This is a genomic window from Bartonella massiliensis (assembly GCF_902150025.1).
Classification (GTDB): Bacteria; Pseudomonadota; Alphaproteobacteria; order Rhizobiales; family Rhizobiaceae; genus Bartonella; species Bartonella massiliensis.
This window is the reverse complement of record NZ_CABFVS010000025.1, coordinates 1-13,526: the sequence shown is the minus strand read 5'-3', so window position 1 is coordinate 13,526 and position 13,526 is coordinate 1. Positions and strand designations below refer to the sequence as shown.

Genomic DNA, 13,526 nt, shown 5'->3' with positions numbered 1-13,526 from the left:
ATCAGATTATCTTAAATCATTGAGGAGCTATTGTATGGTTGCAGCCAGTGAGAATGAATTTGTTTTTGTCCCCTTGGGAGGAGTCGGTGAGATAGGGATGAATTTAGCTGCTTATGGATTTGGCTCCCCAAATTTGCGCGAATGGTTGCTGGTTGATATGGGCGTTAGTTTTGCTGGTTCTGAATTACCAGGAGTCGATCTTATTCTTCCGGATATTCGTTTTCTAGAAAATGAAAAACATAATATACGGGGTCTTGTTTTAACTCATGCACATGAAGATCATTATGGGGCTGTTCTTGATTTATGGCCAAAGTTAAAAGTTCCACTTTACTGTACAGCTTTTACGGCAGGGTTATTGGAAAGCAAAAGGCAATCAGATTTTATATCTCATAAAATGTCATTCAATATTTTTCAAGCAGGAGACTGTTTTCAGGTGGGGCCCTTTGCCATAGAGGCTATTGCTGTTAACCATTCGATACCAGAGTCTGTATCTTTAGCCATTACAACGTCTTTGGGGACTGTAGTCCATACGGGTGATTGGAAAATTGATCATACCCCTTCGCTTGGAGCTGTAACGGATGAAAAGAAATTTCGAGCTTTAGGCAATAAAGGTGTTTTAGCATTGCTTTGTGATTCCACAAATGCGTGTCGGGATGGTATATCTCCATCAGAGCAGCAGGTTCAAACCAGTCTTTCTGAGATTATTTCAAAAGCTGAAGGGCGTGTTGCAATAGCAACTTTTGCTTCTAATATTGGGCGGATACGTTCTATTGTTCTTGCCGCTGAAGCTGTTGGGCGTAAGGTGCTTGTCATTGGGCGCTCCCTTAAGCGAAGTATTATGGTTGCACAAGAGCTTGGTTACATGAATGGTTTAGCACCATTTGTAACGGAAGATGATTATGGTTACATTCCACGAAGAGAACTTGTTTTAATTGTTACAGGGAGCCAAGGTGAGTCATGTGCTGCTTTGGCTAAATTGTCACGTGAGGGAATGAGAAATATCGCGCTTTCCACTGGGGATACTGTTATTTATTCATCACGAAGCATTCCAGGAAACGAAAAAGCGATTCTTGAGATACAAAATCGTTTCATCGATCTGGGTATTAAAGTTATTACGAATGAAGATGCACTTGTTCATGTTTCAGGTCATCCCCGTCGCTCAGAACTTTTACAGATGTATGATTGGATAAAGCCACAGATACTTGTGCCAGTGCATGGTGAGGCAATACATCTTACAGCTCAAGCGGCTTTAGCACGTCAAGCAGGGATTAAAACTGTTAGGGATATTAGAAATGGCCATATGTTGCGTCTTGCACCAGCACCTGTAGAAGTTATTGATCAAGTGCCTGTTGGTCGTATTTATAAGGATGGCTGTCTTCTTGGAGATGAGTATGAGCTAAGAATTCGTGAACGTAGAAAGTTAAGTTATGCTGGTCATGTTGCTGTTTCTCTCCATATGAATAGTAAGCATGAATTATTAGGGGATATCGGTCTAACAACATTAGGATTGCCTGAAAGTAATGGAGAGGGGGAAAAATTGAAAGATATTCTTTTAGATATTGTAGAAGATACAGTTTATAATATCCCACGCATGAAACGAAAAAATAATGAACTTATTCGAGAGGCAACACGACGTGCAGTGAGAGCGGCTATTTATGAAATTTGGCAAAAAAAACCTCTCTGCACGGTTTTTTTACATCAGTCAAAATAAAGCATTTTCAGTTTAGATTATTAAAAAAAAAGAGCACTTTTATTTTACGGCTAAAGAATAAGAATAGAAAATAAAGGACAATAACTTTAAAACAATAAGATCGTTATATTTGCAAGTATTCAGAATGCGGCTATAGACGAATAGAGGGTATGTTAAATTATTTCAATATGATAGATCTGAGTAGGAGTTAATTATTTCAATGCGTCTTTCTCAATATTTCCTTCCACTTTTAAAAGAGAATCCTAAAGAAGCAGAAATTGTTTCTCATCGGTTCATGTTACGTGCTGGGATGATTCGACAACAAACATCAGGAATTTATTCTTGGCTTCCTTTGGGAAAGAAAGTGCTTGATAAAGTTTGTAAAATTATTCGTGAAGAGCAAGAACGTGCTGGTGCAATAGAAATATTGATGCCTACAATTCAATCCGCTGATCTTTGGCGTGAAAGCGGTCGGTATGATGATTATGGTTTGGAAATGCTCCGCATTAAAGATCGTCAAAAGCGTGATTTACTTTATGGTCCAACCAATGAAGAGATGGTGACAGATATTTTTCGCTCATATGTTCGTTCTTATAAAGATCTTCCACTTAATTTGTACCATATTCAATGGAAATTCCGTGATGAAATTCGCCCACGTTTTGGTGTGATGCGGGCACGAGAATTTTTAATGAAAGATGCTTATTCTTTTGATCTTGATTATGAAGACTCTAAAACATCTTATAATCGTATGTTTGTTGCTTATTTACGCACTTTTTCTCGCCTTGGCTTAAAAGCAATCCCCATGCGTGCTGATACAGGTCCAATAGGAGGGGAACTTAGTCATGAATTTATCATTTTGGCTGAAACGGGAGAGAGTGCTATCTTCTGTGATAGACAATTTCTTGAACTTAGCGTTCCCGACAGTTCAATTGATTTTAGTGATAATGCTATTTTAGATGATACTGTTAAACAGTGGACATCTTTTTATGCAGCGACAGAAGAAATGCATAATGAGGAAGAGTGGGCTAAAGTTTCTGAAGAAAATCGTCTTTCAGCACGTGGTATTGAGGTTGGGCATATTTTCCACTTCGGGACGAAATATTCTGCTCCCATGGGAGCAAAAGTTATGGGAAAAGATGGAAAAGAGCATGTGGTCTCTATGGGATCTTATGGTATTGGGCCTTCGCGTCTTGTGGCGGCCGCTATTGAGGCTTCTCATGATGAAAAAGGAATTATTTGGCCAAAATCAATGGCACCATTCGACTTTGGCATTATCAATATGAAACCCGATGATGAAAAATGTACACAAGCATGTGAGTTTCTCTATAAGAGATTAAAAGATTCTGGTTTTGATCCATTATTAGATGATAGAAATGAACGCCCTGGATCAAAATTTGCAACAATGGATTTGATTGGCTTGCCAACACAAATTATTATTGGTCCTAACAGCATTGCACAAAATGAAGTTGAAATTAAAGATCGAAAAACAGGTGCAAAAAGATCTCTAAAGGTTGAAGATGTCATCAGCCAACTTTCTATAATTTAATAGGAAATGTTATGAAGAGGCTGAAAAATAAATGGTTTTCGTCTTATGAGTGGATGATCGCTTTTCGTTATATGATTCCCAATAAAAAGCATGCTGTTGCTTCTGTTATTTCAATTATTTCTCTCATTGGGATTATGTTGGGCGTATTCGCTCTGGTTGTTGTTATGGCAGTGATGAACGGCTTTCGTACAGAACTTCTTAATCGTATTCTTGGTATGAATGGACATCTTATTGTTCAAACAGTTGATACCGGTTTTTCTGATTATAAAGCTCTTATTTCTTCTTTAGAAGCGACAAATGGTGTGAAATTTGCTTTGCCTGTTATTGAAGGTCAAGCGCTTGTTCAAGGTGAAGTTCAAGGTGGTTCTGGCGCATTAGTTCGTGGGATGCGCAAACAAGATCTAGAAAAGCTTAAAACAGTCTCTCAAAACATTAAATTAGGATCAATTTCTCGGTTTGATCAAGAAGAAGGTGTTGCAATTGGAAGTGGCTTAGCAGAAAAATTAGGACTTACCGTTGGGAGAGATCTTCGTATTATTTCCCCCAATGGTGATGAAACTCCTTTTGGTGTTACACCGCGTGTGAAAGCTTATAAAGTCGTTGCGATCTTTGAAGTTGGTATGTCTGAATATGATTCAATATTCGTTTTTATGCCTCTTCATGAAGCACAAATGTTTTTTAATTTAGGCGATAAAGTTCAATCTTTAGAGCTATTTTTAAACAATCCTGATGCTGTTGATCAAATAAAACCTGTTGTAGAAAAAGCCATTAATCAACAGATCTATTTAATTGATTGGCGTATGCGCAATCAGGCTTTTTTTTCAGCCTTACAGATTGAACGGAATGTTATGTTTTTCATTCTTTCTCTGATTGTTCTTGTTGCTGCTTTGAATATTATTTCAGGGCTCATTATGCTTGTAAAAGATAAAAGCCATGATATTGCAATTTTACGCACAATGGGTGCACAACAAAGTGCGATTTTGCGTATATTTATCATTACAGGAATGATGATTGGTTTTATTGGAACAATATTGGGGTTAATTTTGGGTATTATTGCGACCTTGAATATTAATCATATTCAAGACTTTATATCTTGGTTATTTAATGTCGACGTATTTAATCCTCAACTTTATTTTTTAACAAAACTGCCTGCACAAATTGAGTGGAAACAAACTGTCTTGGTTGCTATGATGGCTTTATTCTTGTCATTTCTTGCTGCTCTCATTCCGGCATGGCGTGCTGCTAAGCTAGATCCTGTACAAGCCTTGAGGTATGAATAATGACAGCAATTTTAGAGCTTGTAGAGATTGAAAGACGCTTTTTTGAGAATGATAAGCCGCTTATTGTTTTAGATAAAGCAAATTTTATTCTTAATCGTGGAGAGCTGGTTGCACTTGTTGCACCCTCTGGTGCTGGAAAATCAACACTGCTTCATATTGCGGGATTATTAGAAAAACCAACCGCTGGTGATGTAATGTTACGAGGTGTTTCTTGTGCAAAGCGCTCTGATCGTGAGAGAACAGCTATCAGACGAAATGATATTGGTTTTGTCTATCAATTTCATCATTTACTTCCAGAGTTTACAGCTTTAGAAAATGTTATGATACCACAGATGATAGCAGGTTTAAAAAAGCCCATTGCAGAAGATCGCGCGCGTAAATTATTGACGTATCTGCGTATTTCTCATCGAGCACACCATCGTCCCTCAGAGTTATCGGGAGGAGAACAACAACGTGTTGCTATTGCACGTGCTGTAGCCAATGGACCTTCAGTTCTTCTGGCAGATGAACCTACAGGGAATCTTGATCCCGTCACTTCAGCTTATGTCTTTCAAGCTTTATCCGTTCTTGTTCGTCAATCTGGTCTTTCTGCTCTTATTGCAACACATAATTACGCTTTGGCAAAGCAAATGCATCGTAGAATTACACTTAAAGAACAAAAGATTATTGAACTTCCTTAAAGGAAATATACAAATTTTAATTCTTATAGATTGAATAGTTTATATTAATTTATTCAAGGAGACTTTTTATGGTAGCTTTTGTCGTTGACAAAAATCAACTGGATGCGCGTCGTCGTCGGTTGGTTTTTCGTGCATGGCATCGTGGTATTCGTGAAATGGATCTCATTTTTGGACATTATGTTGATTCTCATATCACTGAGATGAATGATAAAACGCTCTGTGAACTTGAATATATTATGTCTTTTGATGATCGTGACTTGCTCACATGGATTACCGGAGAAATTGCAACACCTTCTGAAGTTGATAGTCCACTTTTTCGTGATATTGCCAATTATCGTAATCGCTTAAATTGTTGATTTTTATGCCTATATTTAAAAAAAATGTCATTCCCCCCAATAGTTCTGTCCATATGATTTTTGATGGCGTTACAGATGGATTTGAAGCCTTTGCTCTTGCACAATTAAGTTCAGAAATTGCACAAGGTAAACCCCTTGTCTATGTTGTTCGAGACGGCACAAAAATTGCTCATTTACAACAAGTTTTAAATTTTATTGAGCCCAATTTGCCGGTATTTCAATTTCCTGCATGGGATTGTTTGCCTTATGATCGCGTATCACCAGGAATTGCTATTATGGCACGTCGATTATCGGCGTTGGCATCTATGGCCAATTTACGCAAAAATCCACATTCTGCAATTATATTAACAACAGCTAATGCGATTATGCAAAAGTTGCCTCCCTGTGAAGTGATAGAATCACAGCTTATTCACGCACATGTTGGTCAGCGCCATAACATGGGGAGTTTCATTCAATTTCTAGAAACCAATGGCTTTGAACGCGTTACGGTTGTCCGTGATGTTGGTGAATTTGCTGTAAGAGGAGGAATACTTGATATCTTTTCTCCTATGGATACTGAACCTTTACGTCTTGATTTTTTTGGAAATACCTTAGAAAGCATCCGCGTATTTGATCCAGAAAGTCAAAGAACAACACGTCAAAAAACTGAACTTTTATTACAGGCAATGAGCGAAGTTATTTTGACAGCTGAACACATCAGTCGTTTTAAAAGCAATTATACCCGTACATTTGGTATCTCACAAAAAAATAACATGCTTTATGAAGCTATTGCTCAAGGTCGGCGTTTTGCTGGTATGGAACATTGGCTTCCATTTTTTTATGAAAAACTTGATAGTTTTTTTGACCATTGTGGCGACTTACCCCTTGTTTTTGATCATCTTATAGAAGACGTTTTCATTGAGCGCTATCGCCTTATTGAAGATTATTATAACGCGCGTAAAGAGCGCGAAAATGATAAGGAAAATTCGACTTCTTATCATCCGATAGATCCTAACCTTCTCTATTTAACGCCAGAGCGTGTTTTAGAGTGTGTGCGAAAATCTTCACAGCGTATTGATTTTTCGCCTTTTAATATTCCACAAAATTTGGAACAAACAGTTATTCACGCACAAGTTAAACAGGGGTATGATTTTGTAAAAGAGCGTAATGCGCAAGAAAAAAATGTTTTTTCAAGCGTTATTGATCACATCGCATCTTTACGTGCTGCTGGCAAAAAAGTGCTTTTAGCCTGTTGGAGTGAAGGCTCTCTCAATCGTTTGATACAGGTTCTTGAAGAGCATGGATTGAAAAATATAGATGTTGTAAAATCCTTGCAAACTGTCAAAGCAATCCCACGAGATCGCATATTAGCCGCTGTTATCATGATAGAACATGGTTTTGAGGCTGAAGATTTAGCTGTTATAGCAGAGCAAGATATTCTTGGGGATCGCTTCATAAGATCACCAAAGCGGCGTAAGAGCAATACAAATTTTATTTCTGAGATTTCTGCTTTAAATTCTGGTGATCTTGTTGTGCATATTGATCATGGTATTGGTCAATTTGTTGGTCTAAAAACCATTACAACCACTGGAATTTTGCGAGATTGTCTTGAAATAAAATATGCCGGAGGTGATTTACTTTTTTTACCTGTTGAAAATATAGAGCTTCTCTCGCGTTATGGCTCAGAAGAAACAGAGGTAACTTTAGATAAATTAGGAGGTGTTGCTTGGCAAGCACGTAAAGCTCGTCTTAAAAAACATTTATTGGAAATGGCTGGGCAATTAATCCGTATAGCTGCAGAACGGACAACACGTGCTGCACCTGCTTTACTTCCACCAGTTGGACCATTTGATGAGTTTGTTGCTTGTTTTCCCTATGAAGAGACAGAAGATCAAATGAATGCTATTGACGCTGTTTTAGATGATTTAGCCTCAGGTAAGCCGATGGATCGCTTGATATGCGGTGATGTTGGTTTTGGAAAAACTGAAGTGGCTATTCGCAGTGCTTTCGTTACAGCACTAAATGGCTATCAAGTGGCTGTTGTTGTACCGACAACTTTACTTTCACGTCAGCATTACAAGACGTTTGTTTCGCGTTTTCAAGGATTACCAGTTAAAATTGGTCATGCTTCAAGGCTTGTAAAAACGAAAGAACTTGCACAAGTTAAAAAAGGTATTTCAGATGGTACGATTGATATTGTCATTGGAACTCATGCATTATTAAGTGGTGCAGTCAATTTTTCACGGTTAGGCCTTCTTATCATTGATGAGGAGCAACATTTTGGTGTAAAACACAAAGAGCGTTTAAAAGAGCTTAAAAGTGATATTCATGTTCTTACACTTTCAGCAACGCCTATTCCACGAACTTTAGGATTGGCATTATCGGGGGTACGTGAATTGTCATTGATCACGACACCTCCTATTGATAGAATGGCGGTTCGTACTTTTATTTCACCATTTGATGCACTTGTTATACGTGAAACATTGCTTCGAGAATATTATCGTGGTGGACAAAGTTTTTATGTCTGTCCTCGTATTTCTGATCTGGCTTTTGTCGAAGAATATCTCAAAACTCATGTGCCAGAACTTAAATTCATTGTGGCTCATGGACAAATGCCGGCTGGACAACTTGATGATATTATGAATGCATTTTATGATGGGCAATATGATGTTTTGATATCGACAACCATTATTGAATCTGGGCTTGATATTCCAACAGCCAATACGTTAATTGTGCATCGCGCTGAGATGTTTGGTCTTTCTGCACTCTATCAATTACGAGGGAGGGTAGGGCGCTCAAAACAGCGTGCTTATGCACTCTTTACATTTCCTTCTGGTAAAATTTTAACGCCTGCAGCTGATCGTCGTCTTAAGGTGTTACAATCTCTTGATACATTGGGGGCTGGATTTCAATTGGCAAGTCACGATATGGATATTCGTGGTTCAGGAAATTTTTTAGGTGAAGAACAATCAGGACATATCAAAGAAGTTGGATTTGAACTCTATCAGAAAATGCTTGAAGAAGCTGTTGCTGAATTAAAAGATGGAGAGCTCAGTGAGGATAAGCAATGGTCACCTCAAATTTCACTTGGCATAACTGTGATGATACCAGAAAGTTTTGTACCTGACTTATCATTACGGATGGGGCTTTACCGACGCTTAACAGAATTCGAAAATTTAGACCAGATTGATGAATTTGCAGCGGAGTTAATTGATCGCTTTGGTCCTTTACCCCTTGAAGTTCAACATATCCTTAAAGTCTTTCATATCAAAACATTGTGCCGAAAAGCAAATGTAGAAAAATTAGATGCTGGTCCCAAAGGGATTGTTCTACAGTTTCGCAATAACTATTTTTCCAATAGTGTTGCTCTTGTTCAGTGGGTTGGAAAACAGGGTTCAATGGCAAAAATTCGTCCCGATCAAACTATTGCTCTTATTCGGGATTGGGCTAGAGTTGATGACAGGCTTATTGGAGCAGCAACGATTATGACACAGCTTGTAGAAATGACAGAACAATATTCTGTTTAAAACAGTTTCTCTACTTTTCAAAATTATTCATTATGTTTAAAAATTATTCTATGAAAATAACCGCTTATTAATTTGATTTTTTATAAGAAAAAATTTAAGTTTATAATAAAAAGAATTCCTTACATATTTATTGGGGGCTTTATGATAATACATATTGATATCATGAGAAAAATAGCTTAAACGGTATAATTGCAATAATAGCATTTCCATATAAGTATTTTCTGCCAATTCTCTAAAAAGAAAAATTTAGGTCAAGGTCATATGCTTTCTTTATTACAAAAGTGCTAACGATAGTTCTTTTGTCAATTTCTTTAATATGTGGCGTAAAAAATGCTCATGCCGAGTTTAACTTAACCGAATTATCGCTTTCTGGTTTAACGCTTGATGAGAAATACAAGCGTATTAAAGAAAGACTACAAGTTATTGAAAAGAGGATGAAGTTTATTGAAAAGACATTCGCTGTTTAACGCTTTCGCAAATAAGTTCTCATAATATAGAGCATGGTAGGCTTATACAAGAACAAAAAGATCTTAATGAAGAGCATTCTAAGCTTGATTCAAAACTAGGTGATTTGGCAAAAAAAGATGGAATTGGCATATAGAGTGCATAGAGCAGGAGAGTATAAAGTAGGGGAATATATAGCGCTCTAATAATAGAAAATTAAAAATTTTCTTAGGTTAATAGAATAAGATTAAATTGATATAATAAACAATAGCCAATATTTATAAAAAATAGATTCTTTATAATTTATTTTTTAAATTTTTTATTTTATTTATTGTGATTTTTTTGCTAATTTCTACAGCTATTTTTACGTACATAAAAAAAGTTGCAAAACGATATTCATAGAGTAGTGTACTATGTGGATATTTAAGATAAGCATAGAGCTATCCATTATTCAGAATAATTAAAAGTATTAACTTGCTAGAAATCAAGAGCTTTGTTTAAGTTACCAATTGATGCAATTAAGTCGACATCTAAATATGTATAGAACACCGCTGTTATTATTATATTTATAGTGGAGATTAATGATCTCAGAAAAATTAATTTTTCCTTTAAGTTTCAGAGAACTAAACTTTAATAGTTTGTTTATCCAGTTTATGACGAGAGAGAGTTTTTTTAATTTATTATGATTATATCATATTCAAACATTAAATTTTTTTCGATTTGGTTACCATTGATAGTTCTTCTTCTAAAATAAATACAAGATGCAATAAAACTTTGCTTATCTTCTTTTAAACAAAATATGTAAAAATAATCTTTCTAAAATCAGTAGCGCTTCAAACTTTTCTTTTATAATATATCTTTTATGAACCGTTGAAAGATTATAAAAGTATAGGAGGGTAATAAAAATATCAATTATTTTTAAAAGCATTCACAGGCACTATGTCCTGGTCCAAAATCTTCGATTTGGATGACCTTGCAATTATTTAACTTCTTATGAAGAGGACGTTTCTTCTTTTTATAATGCTCTCATCAAAAGTGCGTTTTCAGATTGTTTATTGATAATGTGTAATGTTATTGAGACAACGGTTTATGATTTTATTCAATTTATTTTTTAGTCGCTTAGATTCATAATGTATTTTGCTTCATTGGGCTGTATACTGCTAAGAGAACACGTGCTTTTTCTGTTGCTTTGTAAATCAACATCCAATCTCAAGGCAGTTGCATGTTTGAAACAAAGATTAAGACGTATCAATACTGTCTGAATAGCTTCAGCTTTTGTATGCCAAATGGGAGAAAGCGTATTGCGTATTCCTGTTTATGTAATCTCTGAAACGGGAACACAATCTAAGTTAGGGAGAATATGAAGGTGTAATGGTAAAAAACAATTCCCATTTTTACCATCATCTTGTAGTTCAGCTTTCCGACTTTCAAAAGCATCTAGAGCAATGTCTTTTAAATAATGGAGATTGCTTATTGTCTCACGCTTTTGTTTATTGCGTTTTTTAATAGGATCACCACCTTCACGTAAAACAGAACACCACCCAGTTGCTAATTCATGGATTTGTTTTCAAAAGGTATCTCTCAAAGTATATACCACACTCATTTCACGACTGCACCCATGAATGGTATAACGGTAAAGCCATTGAGCACCCCATCTTTACGCTTGTGAAGTAACAAGCCGACACCATCACACTATTTGCCCCCCCCCAATGTTGCGACAGCCCTTGCATTAAGACGGTTCATAAGAGTCATTTTTATCCTCTCTTATACAGTTTTTCCCCACACGCCGCCAGCCCCACTTGTGATGTACAAGCAAGTGATTTTGATTGATTCAACATAAACAGACTTGAAATGAGAGAATCTTACGATATTCGGCTTTTTAATTCAACAGAAACAACACTATATTATTATAAATCAATATATTATCTATTTTTTAAAATTCAAAGCCTTTGTTGTGTTTGTCAATATCTCATTTTTATTTGTCATTAACTGTTCTTTGGGCAATATCTTTATTATAAGGAATGTTTTGTTAAACTATTCTTATTTAAAGAGTCGTTATCGTTTTTTGTTTTATAGAAGAGGCAATAATGTTAGCATTGTGCTTTAATTAAAAAAGAAAGAAAATTATGACGATTATACTAAAACCGGGCGGGGTAACGCTTAGCGAACTTGAAGCTATTTATTTTAATGGTGAAATCAGTAAACTTCATAATGATACGCATTTAGCTATCGAGAAAGGAGCACAGCGCATTGCTGAAATTGCTGCTGGAAGTGAACCAGTGTATGGTATTAATACTGGTTTTGGGAAGTTAGCTTCTATTAAAATTGATGCGGACAATGTCGCTGTTTTACAGAGAAATCTTATTTTATCCCATTGTTGTGGGGTAGGGAATCCTTTAGCTGAAAATATTGTGCGTTTGATGATGAGTTTAAAGCTTGTTTCTTTAGGAAGAGGAGCTTCTGGGGTTCGTCTAGAATTGGTCAATTTGCTGGAAAATATGCTTGCAAAGGGTATCATTCCTGTTATCCCGGAAAAAGGATCTGTAGGTGCTTCAGGTGATCTTGCTCCACTTGCTCATATGGCGGCTGTTATGATGGGAGAGGGAGAAGCGTTTTTTCAAAATATTCGTATGAGTGGAGCTCTTGCATTAGAGAAAGCGGGATTGTCCCCTATTATTTTAGAGGCAAAGGAAGGTCTCGCTCTTATTAATGGGACACAGGCATCAACAGCACTTGCACTTGCTGGACTTTTTCGAGCGTATCGGGCATTGTGTGGTGGATTGTTGGCAGGGGCTTTGACGACAGATGCTATCATGGGGTCAACGGCGCCATTTCATTCTGACATCCATGTTTTACGAGGCCATTATGGGCAGATTGCCGTATCGAAAACATTAGAAGAGCTTGTAAGAGATTCAGAAATTCGTGCAGCACATTTACGTGGTGATGAGCGTGTCCAAGATCCTTATTGTATACGTTGCCAGCCACAGGTCATGGGAGCATGTTTTGATATTTTGCTCGCGGCTGCAAAAACACTGATTATTGAAGCAAATGCTGTTACAGATAATCCGTTGATTTTAAGGAATGGTGAAGTTGTATCAGGGGGGAATTTTCATGCTGAGCCTGTAGCATTTGCTGCTGATCAAATTGCTCTTGCTTTATGTGAAATAGGATCTATTTCTCAACGGCGTATTGCTCTTATGGTTGATCCAGCTGTTTCTTGTGGTCTTCCAGCTTTTTTAGCGCACAATGCAGGTCTTAATTCAGGTTTTATGATCGCTGAAGTAACAGCAGCCGCTTTAATGTCTGAAAATAAGCAAATGGCCCATCCTGCTTCCATTGATTCAACACCAACTTCAGCCAATCAAGAAGATCATGTTTCAATGGCTTGTCATGGTGCTCGTCGATTATTGGTAATGAGCGAAAATCTTTTTACAATTATTGGCATTGAAACGCTTATTGCGGCACAAGGAATTGAGTATCGTGCCCCTTTAAAAACAAGTGTTCTTTTGCAGTCTGTTATGAAATCTTTACGCAAAAATATTGCCTCTCTTAAGGAAGATCGTTATATGGCTCCAGATCTTCAACAGGCACATATACTTATAAGTAAAGGGGATTTATTATCTGTTTTACCAGAAACAATTTTTCCCTCATTAAGTTTTCAATAATATTTATTTTAAGGACAATGAGGAAGGGCGGATATTGAATTTTGAAACTTCCTCATATAAAAATATAGAAGATCAATACTATATTTGAATTGTTTAATAAATTATGTATTTATTTACTGCATATATCTGCTCTTTATAGCCAACTAGATATTTTATAGTGATCTGAATTTATCATCATCGCTTTACAAAAATTATAAAATTAAAGTGCCTATATTTTCTGATTTCTATTAAGATCTTTAATATAAGTTAAATAGTATCAAAAAATTATATTATTATAAATTATTTTATAAGTATAAATTTTAATATAGGTATTTTTATAAGTAAAAATAAAAATTTTATTGTATATTCTTCTTGTTTAT

At 36.2% G+C, this 13,526-nt stretch carries 7 protein-coding genes and 1 pseudogene; 7 read left to right on the top strand and 1 reads right to left on the bottom strand.

Annotated elements, in window-relative coordinates:
- The first annotated feature begins 34 nt into the window (after window positions 1-34).
- From FNZ60_RS06370 to mfd, 6 genes are all read left to right on the top strand, one after another.
- Window positions 35-1,711, top strand: a complete 1,677-nt coding sequence (locus FNZ60_RS06370) for a ribonuclease J (RefSeq protein WP_142416812.1) — start codon at window positions 35-37, stop codon at window positions 1,709-1,711.
- Between the two features lie 199 nt (window positions 1,712-1,910).
- Window positions 1,911-3,236, top strand: a complete 1,326-nt coding sequence (gene proS, locus FNZ60_RS06365) for a proline--tRNA ligase (protein ID WP_142416811.1) — start codon at window positions 1,911-1,913, stop codon at window positions 3,234-3,236.
- Window positions 3,237-3,247: 11 nt separating this feature from the next.
- Window positions 3,248-4,516, top strand: a complete 1,269-nt coding sequence (locus FNZ60_RS06360) for a lipoprotein-releasing ABC transporter permease subunit (RefSeq protein ID WP_142416810.1) — start codon at window positions 3,248-3,250, stop codon at window positions 4,514-4,516.
- Entirely contained in the window at window positions 4,516-5,196 is a 681-nt protein-coding gene (locus FNZ60_RS06355; RefSeq protein WP_142416809.1) for an ABC transporter ATP-binding protein, read from the top strand. Before FNZ60_RS06360 ends, FNZ60_RS06355 begins: the two co-directional genes overlap by 1 nt.
- Before the next feature lie 68 nt (window positions 5,197-5,264).
- On the top strand, window positions 5,265-5,552 hold the full coding sequence (locus FNZ60_RS06350; protein WP_142416808.1) for an FAD assembly factor SdhE: 288 nt from the start codon (window positions 5,265-5,267) through the stop codon (window positions 5,550-5,552).
- Window positions 5,553-5,557: 5 nt separating this feature from the next.
- Window positions 5,558-9,058, top strand: coding sequence for a transcription-repair coupling factor (gene mfd, locus FNZ60_RS06345; protein ID WP_142416807.1), 3,501 nt, complete (start codon window positions 5,558-5,560; stop codon window positions 9,056-9,058).
- Window positions 9,059-10,636: 1,578 nt separating this feature from the next.
- On the opposite strand, the pseudogene FNZ60_RS10180 reads toward mfd, so the two are convergent.
- Window positions 10,637-11,179, bottom strand: a pseudogene (locus FNZ60_RS10180) (integrase); the annotation flags it as partial.
- A 449-nt stretch (window positions 11,180-11,628) separates the two neighbouring features.
- Here FNZ60_RS10180 and hutH point away from each other — a divergent pair.
- Window positions 11,629-13,167, top strand: a complete 1,539-nt coding sequence (hutH, locus tag FNZ60_RS06325; RefSeq protein WP_142416806.1) for a histidine ammonia-lyase — start codon at window positions 11,629-11,631, stop codon at window positions 13,165-13,167.
- Window positions 13,168-13,526 lie beyond the last annotated feature (359 nt).